Consider the following 22,065-nt stretch of genomic DNA (forward strand, 5'->3'; position numbering starts at 1 on the left):
CGTCGTGTGCGGGGAACGCGACAAAGATCCTCTTCGTCCCGTACCGGCTCGCGGCCCGTGCAACCCCGCGGGCGGCACGTGCGAAACACAGGTATGTGGAAGGCACACCAGGCCGGCAGCTGACGGGCGCGGCCCTGAGATCGGCGCTGCGGCCGGGCCGCGCGCTCGGCGTGCTGTCGGTGCTGGCCATGGTGGGCTGCCAGGTGGCGTCCGGGCTGGCCGCGCGGCCCGAACGGCTCACCGGGGTGATCGTCGTGCTGCTGGCGGCGTGCGCCCTGGCCTTCGCCGCGGACGCCTGGGGCGCGGCCAGGGCGGCGGCCGCCTTCGCCGGCGCGGCGCTGACCGGGTACGCGGCCGAGCTGGCGGGGCTGCTGACCGGGTTCCCGTTCGGCTCCTACAGCTACAGCGACGCGCTGTGGCCGCAGGTGGCCGGGGTTCCCGTGGTGGTGGTGCTGGCGTGGGGCGGCATGGGGCTGGCGGCCCACGCGGTGGCGGTCGCGGTCGTGCCGTCCGGCGGGGTGGCCAGGGTGTGCGCGGGCGCGGGCGCGCTGACGGCGTGGGACCTGTTCCTCGACCCCCAGATGGTCCGGCTCGGCCTGTGGACGTGGGCGCGGGAGGGCTTCTACCGCGGCGTGCCGCTGAGCAACTTCGCCGGCTGGCTCCTGGTGTCGGCGCTGGTCATGGTGGTCGTCGGGCGGATCGTCCGGGCCGGCGCCCCGGCGCGCGGGCTGCTGGCGCTGTACACGGTCATGGCGGTGATGGAGACGGTGGGCTTCGCGGCGGTGTTCCGGCCGCCGGACCTGCTGGTCGCCGCCGCCGGAGGGATCACGATGGGCGCGTTCGCCGCGCCGGCCTGGAGGCGGTCATGGCCGAGGTGACGGTGATCGGCGGCGGCATGGGCGGCATGGCGTGCGCGCTGCTGCTGGCCCGCCAGGGCCACGAGGTGCGGCTGTACGAGCAGCTGCCGCGGCTGGGCGGCAAGCTGGCCGAGCATCGCCGGGACGGTTTCACCTTCTCCCTCGGCCCTTCGCTGCTCACCATGCCGCGCGTGCTGCGCGAGCTCGGGCTGGAGCGCGGGCTGATCGAACCCGCCCTGCTGTGCCGGTATCGCTTCGCCGACGGCACGGTCCTGGACGCCCACCGCGACCCGGCGCGGATGGCCGCCGAGGTGGAGCGGCTGGCGCCGGGCGAGGGCCGGGCCTGGACGGCCTTCCACCAGTGGGCGCAGGGCTGCCTGCGGGCGGCCGAGCGGACCGTGTTCGCCGGGCCGCCGATCCGGCGGCAGGGGAGGCCGCGGCTGTCGGACCTGACCGCGGTGGCCCCCGCCCGCACCCTGGCCGGGCTGGCGCGGCGCCACTTCGGTGACCCCCGCCTGCGCCAGTACGTCGGCCGCTACGCCACGTACGCCGGGTCGAGCCCGTACCGGGCGCCGGCGGCGCTGGGCTGCGTCCCGGCGCTGGAGCACGGGGAGGGCGTCTGGTACGCGCCCGGCGGTCTGGCCCGCCTGGCCGACGACCTGGCGCTGCTGCTGAAGGCCGCCGGGGTGGAGATCTTCCTGTCCGAGCCCGTCGCCGCCGTCGAGGCTGACGCGTCCAAGGTCACCGGGGTACGGCTGGCGAGCGGACGCAGGGTGCGGGCCGACGTCGTGGTGGCCGGCACCGACGCCGCCGCCCTGTACGGCCGCCTGTCGCCGGACCGGCGGCGGCTGCGCCGGATCGCCCGGCTCGGCACCTCGTCCTCGGCCTTCCTGCTGCTGGCCGGGGTGGAGGGCCGCACGCCGGGGCTGCCGCACCATTCGGTGCTGTTCTCGGCCGACTATGAGCGCGAGTTCGCCGACATCTTCGACCGGGGACGTCCGCCCCTCGACCCGACGGTCTACGTCGGCTGCTCGGCGGTGGACGACGCCTCCCAGGCCCCGGGCGGGGCGGAGAACTGGACGATGCTGGTCAACGTGCCCGCCCGGGATCCGGCCCGGTGGGGGATCGGGGTCGAGGCGTACCGGGACCTGGTGCTGGAGCGGCTGGCCGGGCGCGGCTGCGACCTGGCCGGCCGGTTGCGCTTCGTCGACGTCTTCACCCCCGCCGACCTGCGGGACCGGTACGGCTCCTGGGGCGGCGCGATCTACGGCAGCGCCTACCGGGGCAGGCTGGCGTCCTTCGCCCGGCCGGGCAACCGGGGGCCGAGACGCGGGTTGTACCTGGTGGGCGGCTCGGCCCACCCCGGCGGGGGCCTGCCGATGGTGACGCTGGGCGCCCGCATCGTGGCCGGCCTGGTGGCGCAGGACCTCGCGGGCGGTTCGCGATGAGGGCGCTCACCGTCGCGCAGGGCGTGGCGGCGGCCGTCGTGGCGGCCCGGCTCGCGCGGGGACGGCGGCGGCTGCCCGCGCTGCGGCCGCGTCCGGTCGCGGGCGAGCCGGTCTCCGTGGTGATCCCCGCCCGCGACGAGGAGGCCAGGATCGGCCCGTGCCTGCGCGCCGCGCTGGCCGCCCCCGGCGTCCGCGAGGTGATCGTCGTGGACGACGGCTCCCGGGACGGCACGGCGAGGCTGGCGGCGTCGCTGGGCGCCACCGTCGTCACCGCCGATCCGCTGCCGCCCGGCTGGGTCGGCAAGCAGTGGGCGCTGCGGCAGGGGGTGGCCGCCGCCCGCGCCGGCGTCGTGGTCACGCTGGACGCCGACGTCCGGCCCGCGCCCGGCCTGTTCGGCGCGCTGGCCGCGACCCTGGACCGCTACGACCTGGTCAGCGCCGGCCCGCGCTTCGTCTGCGACGGCGCCCTGGAGCAGGCCCTGCACGCCTCGATGCTGGCGACGCTGGTCTACCGCTTCGGCCCCGTCGGCCCGCCGAGCCCGCCGCCGCCGCACCGGGTGATCGCCAACGGCCAGTGCATGGCCTTCCGGCGGTCCCGGATGACCGAGGCGGACGGCTTCGCGCTCGTGCGCGACCGGATGACCGACGACGTGGCGCTGGCCCGCCGCCTGGCCGCACAGGGCTGGTCGGTGGGCTTCCTGGACGCCGGCGGCCTGCTGGAGGTCGACATGCACGACTCGGCGGCCGAGTTGTGGCGGGAGTGGGGCCGTTCGCTGCCGCTGGCCGACGTGACCGGCCCCGGCCGGCAGGCGGCCGACCTGGCGGTCATCTGGCTGACGGCGGCGCTGCCCGTGCTGCGGCTGGCCGCGGCCCGCCCGACCGGCCTGGACCTGGCGCTGCTGGGACTGCGGGTGTCCCTGACGGCCGCGTTGCGGGGCAGCTACCGGCGGCCCGGAGTGGGGCTGCTGCTGTCGCCGCTGCTGGACCCGGCCACCGCGTTCCGCCTGACGCAGGCCACCGTACGGCCGGTGCGCAACTGGCGCGGCCGCACCTACGAGGTCGGCGGCGGCGTCAGCGGTGGGACGAGCGGCGTCCGGCCAGCGCGGCCTGCCCGAAACGCAGCCCGATGAGGCACATCAGCCCCCCGGTGGCCGCCACCAGCTCGGCCGGCATGAACAGCAGCTGCAGCAGCGGCATCCCGAACACCGCCAGGCGCGCGCCCGCCGCGAACGACCGCGTCGCCAGCGCCACCAGCGTCAGCGCCGCCACGGCCAGCCCGAACGCCGGCGGGCAGATGACCGCGACCCCGCCGGCGAAGGTGAGCACGCACCGGCCGCCCCGGAAGCCGGCGAACAGCGGCCACGCGTGCCCCGCCATGGCCGCCGCCACCGCCAGGTACACCGGCGCCACGCTCGCCCCCGACACCACGCCGAAGGCGGCGGTGTGGCCGCCGCCGATCACCAGCGCGACCAGGGCGGCCAGGGTGCCCTTCAGCGTGTCGCCGGCGAACACCGGCACGCCCGCCCACCGCCCGAGCTGCTCCTTGACGTTCCAGTACCCCGGGTTGCGGTCCCCGACGTCGCGCGGATCGACGCCGTGCGCCCGCGCCGTCAGGACCGCGACCGGCACCGACCCCAGCAGGTAGCCGATGACCACCGACACGAGCACCTCAACCATCGCGTCGTTCCACCTCGTCCGGTACGGCGGCAGGGGGGCGATGAAGCACATGGCCTTCGACCGGCCGCTGCTGCGCCGCCCCGGCGGCCCGATCTTCTGGCGGCTGCTCGGCACCGGCAGGGGACGTTCGATGTCGCTGGGCGCCGACCTGCGGCGCTGGGCGCTGTTCGCCGTCTGGCGGCGGGAGAGCGACCTGGCGGAGTTCCTGCGCGACTCGCCGATCGCCGCCCGCTGGCGGACGGAGTCCGCGGAGTACTGGCAGACCCGGCTGGCCCCGCTCGCCTCGCGCGGCGCGTGGGGCGGCCGCGACCCGTTCGGCGGCGCGCCGGCCCGCGACGACGGCGGGCCCGGCCCGGTGGCGGTGCTCACCAGGGCGTCCATCCGGCCCGGCCGGCTGGTCGCCTTCTACCGGTCGGTCCCGCCGGTCGAGGAGCTGCTGCGGCGGCAGGACGGCTGCCTGGCCTCGGTAGGCATGGGGGAGTGGCCGCTCGCCCGGCAGGCCACCTTCTCGCTGTGGCGCGACCGGCGGGCCGTACGGGACTTCGCCTACCGGGGCCAGGCCCACCGGCGGGTCGTCGAGCGGGTACGGGCCCGCGACTGGTACGCCGAAGAGCTGTTCGCCCGCTTCGTCCCCTATGCCAGCGAGGGCCGCTGGGACGGGCGCGACCCGTTGAGCTGACCCCCTCATCCCGCCGCCGTGACGGCGCTCGCCGCGATCCCGGCCGCCGGATCCCGTCCCGCCAGCGTGTGGGCCACCACGCAGGCGCGGGCGATCGTGGCCGCCCGCGAGGAGCCGTGCGCGACCACGACGGTGCCGCGCAGGCCGAGCAGGACGGCGCCGCCGTGCGTCTGCGGGTCGTAGCGGCGCGCCACCTCGGCGAGCCGGTCGGGTGGAGCGAGGCCGGCGTCGGCCACCATGGTCAGCGCCGTGCGCACGCAGCCTTCGACGTTCTTGAGCACGACGTTGCCGGTGAAGCCGTCGGTGACGATCACGTCCACCGTGCCGGCCAGGACGTCGTGCCCCTCGACCGGGCCGTGGAAGCGCACCGGCAGCTCGCCCAGCAGCTCTTCGGCCTGCCGGGCCAGCCGGTTGCCCTTGCCCGGCTCCGCCGCGATCGACAGCAGCCCCACCACCGGGTCGGCCACGCCCAGCACGGCCCGCGCGTACCCCGCGCCGAGCAGCGCGAACTGGGCCAGCATGGCGGGGCTCGGATCGGTGATCGCGCCGGCGTCCACCAGCACGCTCGCCCCGCCCGGCAGCGACGGGAGCGCCACGGCCAGCGCGGGCCGCAGCACGCCGGTCGCCCGGCCGATGCCGCGCACCGCGCAGGCGACCACCGCGCCGGTGGACCCGGCCGACACCAGCGCCCCGCCCTCGCCCCGTCCGACCAGGTCGCAGCCGATCGCCAGGCTGGAGGCGGCCAGCGCGGTCGCGCCCGCCCCGCGCTCGGTCATGGGCACGGCGTCCTCGGCGTGGGCCACCTCGATCTGGTCCGCGGCGCCGTGCCGCCGCAGCTCCTCGGCCAGCCGCGGCGCCGGGCCGGCCAGGACGACGGGCACGCCGTGCTCGCGGCAGGCCAGCACCGCCCCCGCGACCACCTCGGCGAGCCCGTGGTCGCCGCCCATCGCGTCCAGCACCACGGGGGCCGCGCCGGTCACGGCAGCTCCACGCGGACGCGCCGCTCGGCCCGGCCCGACCCGGCGGAGGCCAGCAGGTGCCGGGCGAAGACGGCGGCCTTGCGGCGGCGCGGCACCCGCACCCGCCCGGCCAGGACGTCGAAGCCGCGGCGCTCGATCTCGGCGAGGATGCCGCCGTACAGCTCGAAGGCGGCGCGCACGCACGGCCGCGAGGAGGCGACGAGCAGGCCGATGCCCTCGTCGGCGGCCCGGTAGTGCTCGCGGGCCCGCCCGGCCTCGAAGGCCAGCAGGTCGCGCACCGCCCGCCGGGTCCGCCGCTCGCCCAGCATGCCGGGCACGACGCCGAACTTGTCCAGGTCCTCCATCGGCAGGTAGACCCGGCCGCGGGCGAAGTCCTCGGCGACGTCGCGCAGGAAGTTGGTGAGCTGGAAGGCCAGGCCGAGCTGGCGGGCCGGCTCGCGGGCCGCCTCCTCGTGGCCGGGCGCCGGCTCCAGCACCGGCAGCATCATCGTGCCGATCGCGGCGGCCGATCCCGACATGTACCCCAGCAAGTCGTCGTAGGTCGCGTACCGCCGCACCGACAGGTCGGCGCGCATCGAGGCGAGGAAGGCGCGGACGTCGCCGTGGTCGATGCCGAAGGAGTGCACGGTGTGCAGGAACGCGGGCAACATCGGATCGCCGGTCGCCGCCCCGCCCAGCCCGGCCTCGACCTTGGCGGCCAGGTCGTCGAGCGCGCGGGCGCGGTCGCCGGTCATCGTGAAGGAGTCGACGATCTCGTCGGCGTAGCGGGCGAAGCCGTACAGGGCGTGCACGTGCCGGCGTTTCCACTGGGGCAGCAGGCGGGTGGCCAGGTAGTAGGAGCGGCCGTAGCGGGCGTGGAGTTGTCGGCAGCGTTCGTAGCTGGCGGTGAGCGTCAACGGGCCTCCTTCAAGATGCGTTCGGCGGCGAGCCGGCCGGAGATCAGCACCGGAGGGATCCCGACGCCGGGCGCGGTGTACATGCCGGCGAAGTGCAGTCCCGGCACTCGCCGGGCGACGGCCGAGGGCCGCAGCCACGCCGTCTGGGTGAAGCGGTGGTCCAGCGCGAACGGGGTGCCCGCGCTGTGCCCGCGCGCCGCCCAGGCGGGCGGGTCGAGCACCAGCCGGGGCGCGCCGGACAGGTCGCCGTGGCCGAGTGCGGCCAGGCGGCCGAGCAGCCGCGTCTCCAGCTCCGGCCGCAACCGGCCCCAGTCGGCGGTCCGCAGGTTGGGCGCGGGTTCCAGGACGCTGAGCGTGGCCTGTCCGGGCGGCGCGGCCTCGCCGTCCGGCTCGGGATGGGTGATCAGCAGGCTGGGATCGGGTTGCGGACGGCCGGCCGCCAGCGCCGTGAAGGTCTCCCGCCAGGCCCGTCCGAAATGCAGGGTGTGGTGGGCCTGGCCGTCCAGGGGACGGTCCAGTCCGACGTGCAGCACCAGGCAGGAGGGGGAGTGGTGGGGGCGGCGCAACCGCCAGTCGGCCGCCGGGCCGGGCAGCAGCCGCCGGGCGGCCAGGCGGTCGCAGGCCACGACCACCTGCCGCGCCGCGAGCCGCTCGCCGCCCGCCAGCAGCACCCCGGTGACGCCGTCGGAGTCCGTCTCGACCTTGTCGGCGCGGGCGCCGTAGCGGAGGTCGCCGCCTAGCTTCGCCAGCAGGGCCGCCATGGCCGAGGGGATGGCGTGCATGCCGCCGCGCCGCGGGAAGTACACGCCGCCGACGGTGTCCATGTGGGCGATGACGGCGTAGATGCCGAGCGCGCGCTGCGGCGCGAGCCCCACGTACAGGGACTGGAAGGTGTGGGCCTTGATCAGCCGGGGGTCGCGCAGGTGCCGGGCGGCCAGGCGGTCCAGCCGCCGGAAGCCGCCCAGCCGGGCCAGCCGGAGCAGCGCGGCCGGCCGGGCCAGGGCGCGCAGCCGGCTCACGTCCGCGTCGATGAACGCCGGCCACTCCACCCGGAACAGCTCGTCGAGCAGCGCCCGGTAGCGGTCGTAGCGCGCCGCCTCGGCGGGCCCGCACACCGTCCGCACCTGCTCGGCCATCGCCTCGCGCTCGGGCAGGACGTCCAGCCGCGACCCGTCGTCGAAGACCATCCGGTACGACGGGTCCAGGCGGCGCAACGGCAGCCAGTGCCGCAGCTCCTGCCCGGCCGCGCCGAACACCTCGGCCAGCACGCCGGGCATGGTCAGCACCGAGGGACCGGTGTCGAAGCGGAACGGCCCGAGGCGGGCGGTGCCGCAGCAGCCGCCGGGCTCGTCGAGCGCCTCCACCACGGTGACCTGACGACCGGCGGCCGCCAGGTGGACGGCCGCGGCCAGCCCGCCCAGCCCGGCCCCGACGACGACCACCGGGCTCATCGGTCGGCCGTCCCACGCACGTGCCCGGCCTGCGAGGTCACCGTGTCCATGCACGCAGCTCCTTCTGTCGCTATGAACAGAATTCGTGCCAGGAGCGCGCCCGGTTGCACGTCACCGGACAACGGGATCAAGCCGGACGCGCCCAGCCATGCGCCCAAGGACCCCGCAAGCGCGAAAAGATAGTCGGACACGTCGAGCGGCAGCGGGAACACCATGGACGAGGACACACCGGTCAGCGAGGAGGACGCGGGATTCGGCATCGGAGCCGTCTCCCGGCGCCTCGGCATCCCCGCGCCGACGCTGCGCACCTGGAACCTGCGCTACGGCCTGGGCCCCAGCCGCCGCAGTCCCGGGGGCCACCGCCGCTACGGCGCCGCCGACGTGCGGCGGCTGGCCGAGATGAAACGCCTGATCGCCACCGGCCTGGTGCCGGCCGAGGCGGCCAGGCTCGCCCTCGCGCTGCCCGACATCCCTGCCGCGTCGTCCTCCGGCGCGCGGACGGCGGCCGTCCCCTCCGGCGGCCGGCGGACGCCGCGGCCTCCCGGCGGGCCCCCCGCGCCGCGGCAGGTCGTCGCCGCGCTGGCCCGCGCCGCGGTCATGCTCGACGGCGGAGCCGTCGCCGCCCTGGTCGAGGAGACGCTGGCCGCGCAGGGCGTGGTGTGGACGTGGGAGCACCTCTTCCTGCCCGCGCTCGACGCCGTCTGCCGGGGCCAGGACGCGACCGGGTCCGGCATCGACGCCGAGCACCTGCTGTCCGGCCACCTCCAGGCGGCGCTGCACCGCCTCGCCGGCGACGTGCCGCCGCGGTCGGACCGGCCGGTGCTCCTGGCCTGCGCCGAGGAGGAGCAGCACAGCCTTCCGGTGCACGCCCTGGCCGCCGCGCTCGCCGAACGCGGCGTGCAGACCCGCGTGCTCGGCGCACGCACCCCCTACCCGGCGCTGGCGCACGCGATGCGGCGGCTCGGGCCCGCGGCCGTGTTCGTCTGGTCGCAGCGGGCGGAGACCGGCGACACCGCGCCTCTCGCCGCACTGCCCCAGGTGCGTCCCGCCTGCCGGATCGTCATCGGCGGGCGTGGCTGGCAGGGCCCGGCCCCCGAGGGCGTCGTGCGGGTGTCGACGTTGCCCGACGCCGTCGCATGCGTCATGTCGACCCTGATTTGAGCCGCCCTTTCCCCCGATGAGCTTGTGACCGCCTGCCGCGCCTCGATATGAATAAGTTTTGAATAGGTTTTTGCGGTGAGGGGCAGGCGCATGGACACCAGTGACGAGGAAGCGCTCGGCGAGTGCTACCGCACGCACGCTCCCTCCGTGCGCTCCTACCTGCGCCGGTTCGTACCCGCCGAGGAGGTGGAGGACCTGCTGCAGGTCGTCTTCGCCGACGTCTGGCGCTCGCGCGGGCGGTACGATCCCGGGCGCAGCCAGGCCGCGTGGGTCTTCGCCATCGCCCACCGCCGCGCCGTCGACCATCTGCGGGTGCGGCGGTTGCTGACCGTGCCGCTGCAGGAGGCGGGCGATCTGCCGGGACGCGCCCGGCCGGTGCCCGACGCGCTCGGCGACCGCGACCAGATCGACCGCGCGCTCGCCGAACTGTCGGACGCCCAGAGGCAGGCCATCGAGCTGGCCTACTTCGCCGACCTGACCCAGCGGGAGATCGCCGAGCACCTGCGGGTGCCCATCGGCACCGTCAAGGCCCGCATCTCGCGTGGGCTGCACCGGCTCTCGGACCTCCTGGCCGGAACGGCCTGAGCCGAGGATGTATACGCCGTAAACGTCCATAGTTTACTCTGTATACATGCGAGCACTGAAGAAGAGGCGGCTGTGGATCGCGGGTCTGGCGGTCGTCGTCGTCCTGGCCGGGGCGGCGGGGGCCGGGGCCTGGTTCGGCAGCGAGCAGTCGGTCGGCGTCGTCCGTCACGGCGCGGCCAACACCGAGGTCCTGGCCGTGCGGGGCGACCTGGTGACGCTCACGCGCACGCCGGAGACCGGCAAGCCGGGCACGTACTGGCTGGAGTGGACCGGCTCGTACGCCATGCTCGGCGACGTCGTCCCCGGCGCCGCCGACCGGGTGACGCGCAAGGTGCTGCGCGGCCACGTCCCGTCGGTCGGCACGCCCGGCTGGTTCGGCAACGTGCCGCCCGGCGATCCCGAGGTGGCCTGGGGGATCGGCTACACCGAGATCATGGTGCCCACCGAACTGGGACCCGCGCCGGCCTGGTACGTGCCGGGCGAGGGCGACACCTGGGTCGTCGCCGTCCACGGCCAGAACGGGCGGCGCAAGGCGGAGCTGAAGGTCCTGCCCGTCGTGCACGGGCTGCGGCTGCCCTTCCTGGACATCAGCTACCGCAACGACCAGGGCGCGCCCGCCTCGCCCGACGGGCTGCTGCACCTGGGCGACTCGGAGTGGCGCGACCTGGAGGCCGCCCTGCGCCACGCGCGAACCATGGGGGCGCGGCGGTTCGTCCTGTACGGCACCTCGATGGGCGGCCAGGTCGTCGGGCAGTTCCTGGACCGGTCGCCGCTGGCGGCCCTGGTCGACCGGATCGTCATGGACGCCCCCATGATCGACGTCGGCATGACCGCCGAACAGGGCGTCAGGAACCACCACCTGCCCGGCTTCCTGGCCGGGCTGTCGAACCAGGTCGTCCGGTGGCGTACCGGGGTCGATCCGGACCGGCTCAGCCTGATCCGGCGTCCGCCGCGGGTCCGGCCGCCGCTGCTGCTGATCCATACCGTGCCCGACGCCGAGCACCCGATCCAGGAGGCGTACGGTCTCGTGGCCGCGGGCAGGCGGCTGGGGTGGGAGATCCGGTTCGAGCCGTTCGAGCGGGGCGAGCACACGGAGGCGTGGAACGTCGACCGCGCCCGCTATGACCGCCTCGTCCGCGACTTCCTCTCCGGGGACGCCTCCCGGACCTGAGCCCCGGACCGGTGACCGGAGGAACAGGCGTGATCAGCCGCCCGTCGTCAGCGTGACCTTGCCGCGGACGAGACCGCGCTCGGCCTCCCGGTGCACGTCGGCCAGCGCCTCCAGCGGGCGGACGGCCGCCTCGACGTCCACCACGCCCGCGTCGATCAGCGCCACGAGCTCGGCGAGCTGCTCCGGGTCGTTGCGGGCCACGAAGTGGACGGCGCGCGGATGGTCGATCGGCCGGGTGATCGAGACGAACTCCGCGGCCAGCTCCGTCACCGAGTCGGGCACGTCGGCCACCAGGTTGATCAGCACGTCGTTGCCGCCCGGCAGGGGGCCGGCGGTGTAGTCCACGACCTCGTCCGCGCCCAGCGCCCGTACGGCGGCGGCGCTGCGCGGCCCGGCGGTGGCCACCACGTACGCGCCCGCGTGCTTGGCCAGCTGCACCGCGAACAGCCCGACGCCGCCGCCCGCGCCGTTGATCAGCACCCGGCTGCCGGGGCCGATGCGGGCGTGCTCGAAGACCGCCTGCCAGGCGGTGAGCCCGGCCACCGGCACGGCCGCCGCGGCCGTCAGCGGGATCCGCCGCGGCGCCCTGGCCAGCACGTCCGCCTTGGCGACCGCGTACTCGGCCGCCGCGCCGTCGATGAGCCCGATCACCCGGTCCCCGGGGACGAGGTCGCCCGCCCCGGTGAGCACGGTGCCCGCGACGTCCCAGCCGAGCGTGTGCGGCAGGGTGCCGCCGAACACCTCCCGCAGCAGGCCCGCGCGCAGCCCCACCTCCGAGGGGTTGAACGACGTGGCGGCCACCTCGATGAGCACCTCGCCGGGGCCGGGCCGCGGCACCGGCGCCTCCTCCACCCTGATCACCGAGGCGTCGCCGTACTCGTGCAGGCGGGCCGCCCGCATGGTGCCGAGGAAGTCCGCGGCGTGCTCGCTCGCCCACGTCCCGAAGTCGCTCGCGGGCACTCCGGTGACCTCCTCCACCGTCCGGGTGGACGGGCCCGGCTCGGTGAGCGCGCGCAGCATGCCGTCCACGGCGGACGCGGGCCAGGCCAGGCCGAGCAGCCGCCGCCTGGCCTCCTCGGCAGGCTCCTCCGACCACCGCACCGGCCGGCCGATCGCCTCGCCGATCAGCCGCGCCTGCTCCCGCTGGGTCAGCGGCCGCGGCCCGGTCAGCGTGTACACCGCGCCATGGTGCCCTCCGCCGAGCAGCGCGCGCACCGCGACGGCCGCGACGTCCCGCTCGTGGACGGGGGAGAAGACCGCCTCGCCGGACGGCTGCCGCACGACGCCCGTCCGGACCTGCCCGGCCCACCGCAGGGCATTGGCCGCGAAGGCGTGCGGACGCAGCACCGTCCACTCCCGGGCGGTCCCGGCGATCAGGCGCTCGATCTCGACCTCGTGCGGACGCGCGGCGGCCGAGGACAGGTAGACCACCCGCCGGGCGCCGATCAGCTCCAGCACCTCGCGGGCCCCCTCCGCCGAGGCGAACGGCCACAGCAGGAACACCGCGTCCACCCCGTCGAGGGCCGCCGCCAGCGCGACCGGGTCGGTCAGCTCCCTCGTCACCGCGCGGACGCCGGCGCCCGCCTCCTTCAACTGCTCCACCAGCGGACGGCCGATCGTGCCGGTCGCCCCGCTGACCAGGACTCTTGTCATGCCGTCAACCCTAGGAGCCAGGCGCGAGGCGTCCAATGAGCCTGAGTGCTTGATTCATACGCGATCGTCTTCCGCACTAGACTCCGGCCATGGACGTACTGAGCGACGTGGTCGCCTCCATGCGCATCGGCGTGCCGCGCTCGGCGCGGGTCGAGTGGCCGGCGCCGTGGGGGCAGCGCTTCCCGCCGGCGCCCGGGTCGGCGGGGTTCCAGGTCGTGCTGCGCGGCTCGTGCTGGGCCATCCCGCCGGAGGGCGAGCCGTTCCCGGTCGGCACGGGCGACGTGCTGTTCTTCCCCCACGGCCACGGCTACGGGCTGGCCGACTCGCCCGACCGGCCCCTCCCGGAGCCCGACTGCGACCCCTACGCCCCGGCCGAGCTGTTCTCCTCGGCCTCGCTGGAGGGCGCCGGGCCCGTCACCGTGACGCTCTGCGGCGGCTACCGGCTCGATGCCGGCCGGGCGCATCCGCTGCTCGGCGGGCTGCCCGAGATGATCCACCTGCCCACCGGCCTGGGGCGCAACACCGACCTGCGCGCCGCCGTCGAGCTGCTCGGCAAGGAGATCGACGACCCGCGGCCGGGCGCCGACCTGGTGGTCCCGGCGCTGCTGGACATGCTGCTGCTGTACATCCTGCGGGCCTGGTTCGACGCCTCGGCCGACCACTGCGAGGCGGGCAACTGGGCCGCCGCGCTGGCCGACCCCGCCGTCGGCGCCGCGCTCGACGGCATCCACCGCGATCCCGCCCACCCCTGGACGGTCGAGTCACTCGGCCGCCGCGCCCGGCTGTCGCGCGCGGCGTTCTCCCGCCGGTTCACCCAGTTCGTCGGCCGGCCGCCGCTGAGCTACCTGACCTGGTGGCGGCTGAGCACGGCCGCGCGCATGCTGCGCGACTCCGACGCCGCGCTGAGCACGGTCGCCGCCGCGGTCGGCTACGGCTCGGAGTTCGCCTTCGCCAACGCCTTCAAACGCGAGTACGGCATGCCCCCCGGCAAGTACCGCCGCGTCGGCTGCCCGCCCCCGGGAGGGGGTGAGCCCGTCCGTGCCGGGTCAGCCGTTGGCCTCCAGCAGGCGGGCGCCGAGTGAGGTCAGGTGGTGGTGGACGGCCTGGCCGTTGCGGCGGGTGGCGATCAGCCCGGCGTTGCGCAGCACGGTGACGTGCTCGGAGGCGGTGGAGGCGCTGACCCTGAGCCGCCCGGCCAGTTCGTCCGTACGGCAGCCGTGTCCGCCGACGGCCCGCATCACCCGCGCCCGCGCCCGCCCGACCAGCGCGGCGAGCGTGTCGAAGGCCGGTGACGGCAGCACCTGGCGGCCGCCGTCGGGCATCGGCACCGTGAGCACCGAGCTGCGCCGGTCCCGGGTGGTCGCGATGCCCAGGTAGCGGGGCGAGGCGCCGGAGATCGGGTGCAGCAGCAGGCCGCGTCCGCCGAGATCGACCGTGATCGGCGGCCCGCCCGCGACGACCATGCCGCCGCCGTCCCAGGACAGCCGCGGGCTGAGGGTGCTGAGCGCGGAGCCGAGCCCGATCCGCGCCACCGTCTCCTGGTAGCCGGCCAGGCGGGTTTCGAGCCTCCGGCGCATGCCGGGCCATTCCGGGGCGAGGAAACGGTGGAAGAGCACGTACATGCTGTCGGCCAGGGCCCGGCGGAACCGCGCCGGGTCCATGTCGAGGTCGGGCCGTCCCGGCACCCCGCTGAAGCGCCACAGGTCGCCGCCGAACTCGCGCTCCTCGGGTGGGGTGTCCAGGGCGGCGAGCGCGTCGAGCTCGTCGGAGAGCGCGGCGGTCTCGATCGGCGGGGCCACCTCGGAGGTGACCAGCCCCTCATGCAGGGTGACGCGGGAGGCGCCGCGGTTGAGGATGTCGAGCAGCGGCAGCGTCCGGCGCGGCACGGTTGTGGCGATGTCCCGCCAGATCGAGCCCTTCTCGGTCAGGTCGGGATGATGGACGCTGAAGGCCGCGAAGATCGCGTGGGTCAGGGGCGAGACCACGAACCGGGTGGCCGCGAGGTCGCCCACCTGGAAGTTCAGACGCATGCGCCAATCGTCGCCTGGTGATCGATTTCAAGCAATCGTCCGGTTGACGGGAGAGCTCTTCGGTGCCCGGCTAGACCTGCTCCTCCGGGTCGCCGTCCGCTGCCGGGGCCGGGGCGATCTGCAGCGGTGCCGTGGCCTCGCCGGTGAGCTCGCGCCCCTGGGCCAGGACATGGCCGAGCTGCCTGGCCAGCAGCGGGACGGTCGCCGGCGGCAGGTACGCGTCCGCGCCGGCGTCGAGCAGCCGCCGGACCGGGCCGTGGTACCGGACCCCGAGCTCCGGGTCCTCGATCTCGGTGACGACCACGCGGGCCTTCGGGAACATTGACCGGAGCCCGGCGATCAGCTGCGGACTGCCGGCGGGCACCAGGAGCACGTCGGCCGTCGCCGGGGCGGCGTGCATGTCGAGCACCACGTAGTCGGCGCCGAGCCGGTCGGACAGCGCGAGGCGGGCGGCGTTCGACAGCTCCATCGCGGTGGCCACGACCGTCACACTGTCGTGGTCGACCGGCGGCGGATCGCCGGGCTCGTCCGGCGCCCCGCGGCCGACGACGGCGCCCTGGACCACGTCGACGGTGCTGGAGATCGTCGCGATCGACGCGCCGTCCCGCGTGAGGACCAGGCTCTCGCCGGGTTCGAGGGCGTCGACGAGCGCCACGACGTCCTCCGGCAGGCGGGCCACGTCGACCCGCGGGGCCGGACGGGCTGCGCGTCGGCGCGTCACCATGCCCGCGCCCCCGAGGCGCCGCCCGAGCGGATCAACATCCGCCACCCCCTTCCGATGCCGTGATCTCGTTGGACGTCCCCGCCCGGCCCTTGGTTCGGGCCGCGCCGAAGTTTCCCCGGATCTAGAGGCCGAAGGCGCCGCCCTCGACGAGGATGAGCAGACCCAGGCCGATCAGGACCACGGGCAGCAGGACGTGCCCCCACCGGCTCAGGGCGCGGGCGACCAGGGGACGGGTGGCGAAGAACCGTCCGGCCGCGCACCACACGCCGACCAGGACGAGGAACACGGCGACGTACCCGCCGGTGCCGCCCGGCCCGGCGGTGGCGAAGACCGGCACGTACACGCCGATGTTGTCGCCGCCGTTGGCGAAGGTGACCGCGGCGACCTCCAGCGTGCTCGGGCCGCCGGGCGGGTCGCCGTCCGGGTCGCCGTCGTCCCCGTCGCGGCGGTTCCGCCACGCCTGCCAGGCGGCCTTGACGCCCAGGGCGAGGGGGAGCAGCCCCAGGTACGGGATCAGCGACCCGGGCAGGAAGGTCGCCCCGAAGCCCGCCGCCACGGCCACCGCCACGAGCGCGAGGAAGCCCAGGTACTGGCCGGCCACGATCCGGACGGCGACGCCCCGCCTGCCCGCGCCCTGGGCGAAGAACAGCGCCAGGATCAGGATGTCGTCGATGTTGGTGACGGCGAACAGCCCCGCGGCCTGCCCGACGATGCCCAGATTCACCAGAGGTGGTCCTTCTGTCCGGAGATGCCCGGATGACCCTATCGGGGCGCAGGCGGGCCTGAGAGCCGCCGACGCGACGTCCCACACCGGACGGGTCCGGCCGAGTCCGGCCGAAGGAGAGCACCATGCGCGCACGCAGCGCACTCACAGCCGCCGTCCTCGCCGCCGGCGCCCTGACGGTGCCCGGCGGGCCGGCGCACGCCGGGCCGGACCTCCGGGCGGCCGACGGGCCGTGCCGGGCCGAGCAGACCCACCGCGTCGGCGGCGGCGTGTTCAGGTACGAGCAGTTCGGGGCGCGGTCCGTCTGCCCGGCCGGCACCTACCAGCACTGGCACCAGGTCCACATCCGCTGCGGGATCGAGCCGGAGCGCCCCGGGCCCATGGTGGGCGGCACGTCCGTCTCGGAGGAGTGGTGCCCCAAGAACACCCTGCTCCAGGACTACTGGGTCACCCAAGGGCCTCAGGAGGGCTGACCGGCGAGGGGCGGTCAGCCCGCCCGGCGGCCGTCCCCCGCCCGTGCCCAGGCCGGGGCCCACGTCCCGGCCTGGCACTCGGCCGCCGTGGCGGCGAGGTGGGCGCGCAGGGTGGCCAGCGCCGGGTGCGGGTTGTCGCGGCGCCACAGGAGGGAGTGCGGGTAGACGGGCGTGGGGCCGGTGACCGGGATGCGGCGCAGCCCGTGACCGGCGGGCCAGACGAGCCGGGTCCGGTCGCCCATGAACGTGGCCAGGGCCGGGGTGTCGGCGATGGTGTCGAGGAGCACGTCGGAGCCGAAATTGGGGCCGGTCGCCTCGATGCTGAGGCCGAACTCGGCGACCAGGTCGTCGTAGAAGGCGGTCCACTCCGTGCCGGGGGCGAGGCCGGGCATCCAGATCCGGTGTCCGGTGAGCTGGTCGAGGGTCACCGAACGGGCGTCGGCCAGCGCGTGGGCGGGGCCGGTGAGGAGCTGGAGGGCCTCGTCGACGACCCAGGCGGACTCGACGTCGTCGGGAAGGGGCCGGCCGGGCATGGCGACGGCGCGGAAGGAGGCGTCAATCGTGCCGGACCGGATGGCGGAGACGGCCGCGTCGATGTCGGACAACATCACCACGTCGAGGTCGATGCCGGGGTAGGCGTGATGGAAGCCGCGCATCAGGCCCGACCCCGCGCCGCGCGAGGCCAGCACGTCGACCCGCAGCGGACGGCTGCCCGCCCGTACGGACGCGACCGCCCGCTCGGCGACCCGCAGCAGCTCGCGGGCGTGCGGCAGGAACGCCTGCCCGTCGATGGTGAGCGTGGTGCCGCGCGGGGTGCGGGTGAACAGCCGCACCCCGAGGTCACGTTCCAGGGCGGCGATGCGTTTGGAGACGGCCTGCTGGGTGACCGCCAGGTCGGCGGCGGCCTCCTGGAACTGCCCCGCCTCGGCGGCGGCGACGAAGGTCCGGACGATGTCGAGGTCCATGCGCACACCTTACGGACACAACCATCCGTTGTGCGGATCAGGCCGTCCGGTTGTTTGATCTCCTGCTCGCCGGCCCGATTGGATGCTCCCGATCGCGTATCGGTTGTACGGGCGAGTGACGAGGAGCGTCGGGGACATGAGGGACGGGCACCGGCTGGGCCGCCGGTTCGGATGGTTGTGGGCGGCGTACGGCACCAGCGCGCTCGGCACGTGGCTCGCCTTCGGCGCGTTCCCGCTGATCGCCGTCCAGGTGCTGCACGCCGGGCCGGCGGAGGTCGCGGCGCTGTCGGCGGTGGGCGCGGCGGTGGGCGCGGCCGTGGCCGTGCCGCTCGGCCCGTGGGTGGAGTTCCGCCGCAAGCGGCCCGTGCTGATCGCGGCGGACCTGGTGCGGTTCGCGGCGCTGCTGACGATCCCCGCCGCGTTCGCGCTCGGCGTGCTCACCTTCGTCCAGCTGCTGCTGGTCTCGGTCGTGGTGGCGGCGGCCGACATCACCTTCCGCGCCGCCTCCGGGGCGTACCTCAAGACGCTGCTGCCCGGCGAGCACCTGCTCGTCGCGAACGCCCGCCTGGAGTCCACGACCTGGACGACCACGATCGTCGGACCGCCGCTGGGCGGCGCCGCCATCGCACTGCTCGGCCCGGTCGCGACGGTGGTGGCCGACGCGGTCAGCTACCTGCTGTCGGCGCTGGGAGTGCGCGCGGCGGGCGGCGGCGAGCCGCGCCCCGCACGCCGGGAGCCCGCGCGCATGCGCGCCGGCGACCTGCTCGACGGCTGGCGGCACATCCTCGCCGACGCCGCGCTGCGCCCGCTGTTCCTCAACACCGCCCTGTTCAACGGGCTGCTGATGGCCGCCGACGCGCTGCTGGCCGTCCTGATGCTCGGCCGGCTGGGGTTCACCTCGTGGCAGTACGGTCTCGCCTTCGCCGTGCCCGCGATCGGCGGGCTGCTCGGGGCGCGGCTGGCCCGTCCGCTGGTCACCCGGTTCGGGCAGCACCGCGTCCTGATCGTCACCGGGACGCTGCGCGCGGTGTGGCCGCTCGGGCTGGCCTTCGTGGGGCCGGGCACCGGAGGGCTGCTGCTGGTGATGGGCGTCGAACTCGGGCTCATCTTCTGCTGCGGCGTCTTCAACCCCGTCTCGGCCACCTACCGCCTCGAACGCACCCCGAACGACCGGATCACCCGCACGCTGTCGGCCTGGTCGGTGACGACCAAGGCGTCGACCGCGCTGCTGACGGCCGCGTGGGGGGTGCTGGGCGCCCTGCTCGGCCCCCGTCCGGCCATCGGCCTGGCCGGCGTGATCCTGCTGGCGACCCCGCTGCTGCTTCCCCGGCGCGCCGCCGCGGCCCTTCCCGAGCCGGTGCCCGCGCCCCACGCCTGAATCCCCTCATCACCAAGGAGACAACGATGACCGTCACGTCCCCCGAGCTCGACCCCCGGACGTCCGCGCTGCTCGTCCTGGACCTCCAGCAGGGCGTGCTCGCCTCGCTCCCCGGCCCGGAGGAGCAGGAGGCGCTGCTGTCCCGGGTGGCCGACGCCGCCGCCGCCATGCGCGCGCACGGCGCCGCCGTCGTCCACGTGCGGCTCGGCTTCACCGAGGCCGACTGGGCGGCGATCCCGGCCGCCAACCCGACGTTCTCGCTCATCGGGCGCGGACGCCTGCTGCACCACGAGGACCCCGGCACGGACTTCCACCGGCGGGTCGCGCCCGAGCCCGGGGACCTCGTCGTCCGCAAGACCAGGGTGGGCGCGCTGTCCACGACGGACCTCGACCGGCGGTTGCGGGAGCGCGGGATCACCACCCTGGTCGTCGCCGGGCTCACCACCAGCGGCGCCGTCCTGTCCACCGTGGCCGACGCCGCCGACCGCGACTACCGGCTGCACGTCCTGTCGGACGGTGTCGCCGATCCGGACCCGCACCTCCACCGGACGCTGATGACCGGCGTGTTCCCGAGAACGGCCCACGTCGTCGGCACCGCCGGGCTGCATTCGCTCCTGCGCGAGAGCCGATAGTCGCGAACCGTTCGATTTCACTTTCGTATCGCGGGCGGGCCGAATTGCCCGTGCCCCCAATACTGGGTGCATGGCTCCCCTGAACGGCGATTTCGACGCGTTCGCCTCGATGATCGACGAAAGAGTCACGGCACGCAGGGCCGCTCCGGCGCTCGTCGTGAAGATCTATAAGGGCACCCGGGCGGCCGCCCCCGGCGTCGTGGTCAAGGCGCTCGCCCGCCGGTTGCGCACGGCGGACGACCGGCCCCTCGTCCCGCACGCCGAGATCGACGAGGCCACCCGCCTGGGCGGGATCGTCGTCCAGCTGGGCAACACGACACCACGTGGCTGGGGCACAGTACGTTTTCCTCGTTATCGAGCCTTGAGCGCGATAAAAGATGGCGAACGGGCAACCGGCGCACTGGAGCTGGCATTTCACGACCTTCACCCAAATCTCGCCTATTTCGTACGGAGTGCCAACCAGGTAGGCGGATTGTCGTTGTTTTTCCAGGTTCTCCTGTTCATCCTGGCGGGCTGGGCGATCCGCGGAGTTTTCCGCTGGTCGTGGCGCCGCCGGACCCGCGGCTGGTTCCCCGGCCACATCGGGCATGACAAGGCCGACTTCTTCCCGGAAGCCGGCCGGCTCATGTGGGGCCCCGACCGGGAGAGACAGGAGGGAGCCCTGCTCCGTGCGCTCCTGTGCGACCTGGAGGCGGCCTTCACCCCCAGGCTGTCACCGTGGCGGCGGCGTCGCCGCAGCAGGTTCGTGCTCTTCGTCACCGGCGAGGCCGCGCTCACCGACCGCGTCGCCGAAGCCGTACGGGACACCCGCGTACGCCGCACGATGGTGATCGCCGCGCCGGCGTCCGACGCCGAGGCCGCCGACCCGGACCTCAGGTGGACGGCGAGCGCTCTCGACGGCCGGCCGGCCCTCGCCACGACGGAGGGCGTCATCCAGGGGACCGCCGGCCTCGACGCCGCCGCCCTGGCGGGCCGGACCAGGATCCCCGTGCGGCTCGGCAGCCCCGCGCTCGCCGCGACCGAGGCCGTGGCGCAGGGCCTGGCCGCCGTCGGGCTGGCGGCCGTGCTCGCGATCCCCTGGCTGCCCCCGATCCGGCCGCCGGACACCTCCTGCCTCGCGCGGCCCGCGCCCGGCCCCGCGAGCCCGCCCGCCCCGGTCCCGGACGCCGCCGGGGCGCAGAGCCTCTACGCCGCGGACAAGCAGCGGATCGAGGCCGAGAACGCCAGGGTCGAGGCCAAGGAGAAACAGGGATACACCGTCAAGACCGTGGTGTACCTCGGCTCCGGCGTCGCGACCTTCGAGCATCCCGAGTACAACGGCGTGCTCCCCGAGCTGCGCGGGATCCGGCTGGCCCAGCAGAAGATGAACGACATGGCGGAGGCCACCCCGCACAGCCGGCGCAACTACGACGGCAACGTCTTCGTGCGGGTGAACGTCGAGGAGGCCGGCGCCGGGTACGCGAAGGCGCCCGAGATGGCGCGCCGGATCGCGGCCCAGCCGGACCGGAAGGTGCTCGGCGTGATCGGGCTGGGCGAGAGCCGGAAGGAGACGATCGAGGCCCAGCGGATCCTCGGCGACGGCGGCCTGCCCATGCTGGGCATCGGCGCCACCTCGGAGACCTTCCAGTCGCACCCGCTCTATCACCAGGTCTCCTACGACAATCCGGAACAGGCCCGGCTCATCGCGGCCTTCGTCAGGAACGCCGGCGTCATCCCCGCCGACGACGGCACCTGCGCCCCCGCCGCCTCGGCCGTCATCCTCGGCGATCCCGACGACGACTACAGCAAGACCCTCAGCGACGACTTCGCCGCCGAGTTCCGGCCGAACACCCAGCTGTGGTTCTCGCCGTCGAACAAGAGCCCCCAGCCCGGCGGCAAGACGGTGTACAGCCTGTCGGCGCTGGCCGACGAGACCTGCGCGATCGTCGCCAAGGACCCGCGGCGCACCCTGGTCCTCTGGCCGGGACGGGCCCAGCGGCTGCGCGACTTCCTGCAGACCGTCAAGGGCAAGAACGCGTGCCCGAGCGCCCTCACCGTGCTGGCCGGTGCCGACGTCACCACCACGGTGACGCGCGCGCAGCAACTGTCGTTCGACGGCGTCACGCTGTACTACTCGGCGCACGCGCTCCCCAGCCGGCCGCCGAACGAGATGGGCAGGGAGTACCTCGCCCGCTACTCCGCCGCCTACGGCCACGACGCCTGGTACGACCACTGGCGCGGGCCGCTCGCCTACGACGCCCTCATGACCATGGCCACGGCCGTCAACACCGTCTGCCAGCTCAACAAGGCGGCGGGGTGCGGGCGGGGCTCGGTGCAGGTCCTGTCCTCCTTCGGCGTCGGCGGCGACGCCGGCCTGCGCGGCGCGACGGGGACGATCGTCTACCCGAGCGATCCCCGCAACGCGTCGGGCGCGGTGACCGTCGTGCCGTCCGACAAGAGGTTCCTCATCCTCCGGGACACGCCCCAAGGGCCGGTGGTGGCCATGGAGTGCGGCCGCCGCGACGGCGGCGACGTGAGGACGACCTGGGGCCCGCACGGCGAGTTCGCCTGCCCCCGCCGCTGACCGCCGACCCCGCCGCCG

The 22,065-nt window shown here is 75.2% G+C and carries 21 protein-coding genes; 12 read left to right on the top strand and 9 right to left on the bottom strand.

Features of this window, described 5'->3' with window-relative positions:
- Positions 1-95: 95 nt before the first annotated feature.
- The 3 genes from ACIBQ6_RS02410 to ACIBQ6_RS02420 are packed head-to-tail and all read left to right on the top strand — an operon-like array spanning position 96 to position 3,435.
- Positions 96-878 (top strand): carotenoid biosynthesis protein, encoded by a 783-nt coding sequence (locus ACIBQ6_RS02410; protein WP_397209791.1) that lies wholly within the window; start codon positions 96-98, stop codon positions 876-878.
- On the top strand, positions 866-2,305 hold the full coding sequence (locus ACIBQ6_RS02415; RefSeq protein WP_397209792.1) for a phytoene desaturase family protein: 1,440 nt from the start codon (positions 866-868) through the stop codon (positions 2,303-2,305). The genes ACIBQ6_RS02410 and ACIBQ6_RS02415 overlap by 13 nt, the downstream gene beginning before the upstream one ends.
- A complete protein-coding gene (locus ACIBQ6_RS02420; protein ID WP_397209793.1) occupies positions 2,302-3,435 on the top strand; it encodes a glycosyltransferase in 1,134 nt (377 codons plus the stop codon). The genes ACIBQ6_RS02415 and ACIBQ6_RS02420 overlap by 4 nt, the downstream gene beginning before the upstream one ends.
- Here the strand turns inward: ACIBQ6_RS02420 and ACIBQ6_RS02425 are convergent.
- Positions 3,377-3,982, bottom strand: coding sequence for a glycerol-3-phosphate acyltransferase (locus ACIBQ6_RS02425; RefSeq protein WP_397209794.1), 606 nt, complete (start codon positions 3,980-3,982; stop codon positions 3,377-3,379). The genes ACIBQ6_RS02420 and ACIBQ6_RS02425 overlap by 59 nt on opposite strands.
- Here ACIBQ6_RS02425 and ACIBQ6_RS02430 point away from each other — a divergent pair.
- A complete protein-coding gene (locus ACIBQ6_RS02430; RefSeq protein ID WP_358301610.1) occupies positions 3,954-4,661 on the top strand; it encodes a spheroidene monooxygenase in 708 nt (235 codons plus the stop codon). The two genes, ACIBQ6_RS02425 and ACIBQ6_RS02430, sit on opposite strands and share 29 nt — an antisense overlap.
- A gap of 5 nt (positions 4,662-4,666) precedes the next feature.
- On the opposite strand, the gene ACIBQ6_RS02435 is transcribed toward ACIBQ6_RS02430, so the two are convergent.
- Genes ACIBQ6_RS02435 through ACIBQ6_RS02445 form a run of 3 tightly spaced genes read right to left on the bottom strand, consistent with a single transcriptional unit; the run spans position 4,667 to position 7,988 of the window.
- Complete coding sequence (locus tag ACIBQ6_RS02435) at positions 4,667-5,641, bottom strand: phosphate acyltransferase (protein WP_397209795.1); 975 nt, start codon at positions 5,639-5,641, stop codon at positions 4,667-4,669.
- Positions 5,638-6,537, bottom strand: a complete 900-nt coding sequence (locus ACIBQ6_RS02440; RefSeq protein ID WP_397209796.1) for a phytoene/squalene synthase family protein — start codon at positions 6,535-6,537, stop codon at positions 5,638-5,640. Before ACIBQ6_RS02440 ends, ACIBQ6_RS02435 begins: the two co-directional genes overlap by 4 nt.
- Positions 6,534-7,988, bottom strand: a complete 1,455-nt coding sequence (locus ACIBQ6_RS02445; RefSeq protein ID WP_397209797.1) for a phytoene desaturase family protein — start codon at positions 7,986-7,988, stop codon at positions 6,534-6,536. The genes ACIBQ6_RS02440 and ACIBQ6_RS02445 overlap by 4 nt, the downstream gene beginning before the upstream one ends.
- 213 nt (positions 7,989-8,201) lie before the next feature.
- Here ACIBQ6_RS02445 and ACIBQ6_RS02450 point away from each other — a divergent pair, with 213 nt between their 5' ends.
- The 3 genes from ACIBQ6_RS02450 (at position 8,202) to ACIBQ6_RS02460 (ending at position 10,905) form a co-directional block, all read left to right on the top strand.
- Positions 8,202-9,149 carry a MerR family transcriptional regulator gene (locus ACIBQ6_RS02450; protein ID WP_397209798.1) on the top strand — a complete coding sequence of 316 codons (948 nt, stop codon included), beginning with the start codon at positions 8,202-8,204 and terminating at the stop codon, positions 9,147-9,149.
- A 90-nt stretch (positions 9,150-9,239) separates the two neighbouring features.
- Positions 9,240-9,734: an RNA polymerase sigma factor gene (locus ACIBQ6_RS02455; RefSeq protein WP_397209799.1), complete on the top strand. Its 495-nt coding sequence runs from the start codon at positions 9,240-9,242 to the stop codon at positions 9,732-9,734.
- Between the two features lie 46 nt (positions 9,735-9,780).
- Positions 9,781-10,905 (top strand): alpha/beta hydrolase family protein, encoded by a 1,125-nt coding sequence (locus tag ACIBQ6_RS02460; RefSeq protein WP_397209800.1) that lies wholly within the window; start codon positions 9,781-9,783, stop codon positions 10,903-10,905.
- 33 nt (positions 10,906-10,938) lie between these two features.
- On the opposite strand, the gene ACIBQ6_RS02465 is transcribed toward ACIBQ6_RS02460, so the two are convergent.
- Positions 10,939-12,558, bottom strand: coding sequence for an alcohol dehydrogenase catalytic domain-containing protein (locus tag ACIBQ6_RS02465; protein WP_397209801.1), 1,620 nt, complete (start codon positions 12,556-12,558; stop codon positions 10,939-10,941).
- Positions 12,559-12,647: 89 nt separating this feature from the next.
- Between ACIBQ6_RS02465 and ACIBQ6_RS02470 the strand changes: the two genes are divergently transcribed.
- Positions 12,648-13,640, top strand: a complete 993-nt coding sequence (locus ACIBQ6_RS02470; protein ID WP_397209802.1) for an AraC family transcriptional regulator — start codon at positions 12,648-12,650, stop codon at positions 13,638-13,640.
- Here the strand turns inward: ACIBQ6_RS02470 and ACIBQ6_RS02475 are convergent.
- From ACIBQ6_RS02475 to ACIBQ6_RS02485, 3 genes are all read right to left on the bottom strand, one after another.
- Positions 13,605-14,588 (bottom strand): hypothetical protein, encoded by a 984-nt coding sequence (locus ACIBQ6_RS02475; RefSeq protein WP_397209803.1) that lies wholly within the window; start codon positions 14,586-14,588, stop codon positions 13,605-13,607. The two genes, ACIBQ6_RS02470 and ACIBQ6_RS02475, sit on opposite strands and share 36 nt — an antisense overlap.
- A 70-nt stretch (positions 14,589-14,658) precedes the next feature.
- Positions 14,659-15,312 carry a hypothetical protein gene (locus tag ACIBQ6_RS02480; RefSeq protein ID WP_397209804.1) on the bottom strand — a complete coding sequence of 218 codons (654 nt, stop codon included), beginning with the start codon at positions 15,310-15,312 and terminating at the stop codon, positions 14,659-14,661.
- A 121-nt stretch (positions 15,313-15,433) separates the two neighbouring features.
- Positions 15,434-16,036, bottom strand: a complete 603-nt coding sequence (locus tag ACIBQ6_RS02485; protein ID WP_397209805.1) for a cadmium resistance transporter — start codon at positions 16,034-16,036, stop codon at positions 15,434-15,436.
- A 125-nt stretch (positions 16,037-16,161) separates the two neighbouring features.
- On the opposite strand from ACIBQ6_RS02485, the gene ACIBQ6_RS02490 reads away from it, so the two are divergent.
- Entirely contained in the window at positions 16,162-16,509 is a 348-nt protein-coding gene (locus ACIBQ6_RS02490) for a hypothetical protein (RefSeq protein ID WP_397209806.1), read from the top strand.
- A 14-nt stretch (positions 16,510-16,523) separates the two neighbouring features.
- On the opposite strand, the gene ACIBQ6_RS02495 is transcribed toward ACIBQ6_RS02490, so the two are convergent.
- A complete protein-coding gene (locus ACIBQ6_RS02495; RefSeq protein WP_397209807.1) occupies positions 16,524-17,474 on the bottom strand; it encodes a LysR family transcriptional regulator in 951 nt (316 codons plus the stop codon).
- Between the two features lie 136 nt (positions 17,475-17,610).
- Here ACIBQ6_RS02495 and ACIBQ6_RS02500 point away from each other — a divergent pair, with 136 nt between their 5' ends.
- The 3 genes from ACIBQ6_RS02500 (at position 17,611) to ACIBQ6_RS02510 (ending at position 22,047) form a co-directional block, all read left to right on the top strand.
- Positions 17,611-18,852, top strand: coding sequence for an MFS transporter (locus ACIBQ6_RS02500; RefSeq protein WP_397209808.1), 1,242 nt, complete (start codon positions 17,611-17,613; stop codon positions 18,850-18,852).
- A 26-nt stretch (positions 18,853-18,878) separates the two neighbouring features.
- Positions 18,879-19,484 (top strand): cysteine hydrolase, encoded by a 606-nt coding sequence (locus ACIBQ6_RS02505; protein ID WP_397209809.1) that lies wholly within the window; start codon positions 18,879-18,881, stop codon positions 19,482-19,484.
- Positions 19,485-19,554: 70 nt separating this feature from the next.
- The gene (locus ACIBQ6_RS02510) at positions 19,555-22,047 is read left to right on the top strand and encodes a hypothetical protein (RefSeq protein ID WP_397209810.1); all 2,493 of its coding nucleotides are present in this window, start codon (positions 19,555-19,557) and stop codon (positions 22,045-22,047) included.
- The last annotated feature ends 18 nt before the right edge of the window (positions 22,048-22,065 follow it).

Source organism: Nonomuraea sp. NPDC049655, from assembly GCF_044465465.1.
Taxonomy (GTDB): Bacteria; Actinomycetota; Actinomycetes; order Streptosporangiales; family Streptosporangiaceae; genus Nonomuraea.

Excerpts from the sequence above, each read along its gene's own strand:
- ACIBQ6_RS02415 (WP_397209792.1), top strand. The coding sequence starts at position 866 with ATGGCCGAGGTGACGGTGATCGGCGGCGGCATGGGCGGCATGGCGTGC.
- ACIBQ6_RS02420 (WP_397209793.1), top strand. The coding sequence starts at position 2,302 with ATGAGGGCGCTCACCGTCGCGCAGGGCGTGGCGGCGGCCGTCGTGGCG.
- ACIBQ6_RS02430 (WP_358301610.1), top strand. The coding sequence starts at position 3,954 with ATGACCACCGACACGAGCACCTCAACCATCGCGTCGTTCCACCTCGTC.
- ACIBQ6_RS02425 (WP_397209794.1), bottom strand. The coding sequence starts at position 3,982 with ATGGTTGAGGTGCTCGTGTCGGTGGTCATCGGCTACCTGCTGGGGTCG.
- ACIBQ6_RS02445 (WP_397209797.1), bottom strand. The coding sequence starts at position 7,988 with ATGAGCCCGGTGGTCGTCGTCGGGGCCGGGCTGGGCGGGCTGGCCGCG.
- ACIBQ6_RS02450 (WP_397209798.1), top strand. The coding sequence starts at position 8,202 with ATGGACGAGGACACACCGGTCAGCGAGGAGGACGCGGGATTCGGCATC.
- ACIBQ6_RS02455 (WP_397209799.1), top strand. The coding sequence starts at position 9,240 with ATGGACACCAGTGACGAGGAAGCGCTCGGCGAGTGCTACCGCACGCAC.
- ACIBQ6_RS02460 (WP_397209800.1), top strand. The coding sequence starts at position 9,781 with ATGCGAGCACTGAAGAAGAGGCGGCTGTGGATCGCGGGTCTGGCGGTC.
- ACIBQ6_RS02465 (WP_397209801.1), bottom strand. The coding sequence starts at position 12,558 with ATGACAAGAGTCCTGGTCAGCGGGGCGACCGGCACGATCGGCCGTCCG.
- ACIBQ6_RS02470 (WP_397209802.1), top strand. The coding sequence starts at position 12,648 with ATGGACGTACTGAGCGACGTGGTCGCCTCCATGCGCATCGGCGTGCCG.
- ACIBQ6_RS02475 (WP_397209803.1), bottom strand. The coding sequence starts at position 14,588 with ATGCGTCTGAACTTCCAGGTGGGCGACCTCGCGGCCACCCGGTTCGTG.
- ACIBQ6_RS02480 (WP_397209804.1), bottom strand. The coding sequence starts at position 15,312 with ATGGTGACGCGCCGACGCGCAGCCCGTCCGGCCCCGCGGGTCGACGTG.
- ACIBQ6_RS02490 (WP_397209806.1), top strand. The coding sequence starts at position 16,162 with ATGCGCGCACGCAGCGCACTCACAGCCGCCGTCCTCGCCGCCGGCGCC.
- ACIBQ6_RS02495 (WP_397209807.1), bottom strand. The coding sequence starts at position 17,474 with ATGGACCTCGACATCGTCCGGACCTTCGTCGCCGCCGCCGAGGCGGGG.
- ACIBQ6_RS02500 (WP_397209808.1), top strand. The coding sequence starts at position 17,611 with ATGAGGGACGGGCACCGGCTGGGCCGCCGGTTCGGATGGTTGTGGGCG.
- ACIBQ6_RS02505 (WP_397209809.1), top strand. The coding sequence starts at position 18,879 with ATGACCGTCACGTCCCCCGAGCTCGACCCCCGGACGTCCGCGCTGCTC.
- ACIBQ6_RS02510 (WP_397209810.1), top strand. The coding sequence starts at position 19,555 with ATGGCTCCCCTGAACGGCGATTTCGACGCGTTCGCCTCGATGATCGAC.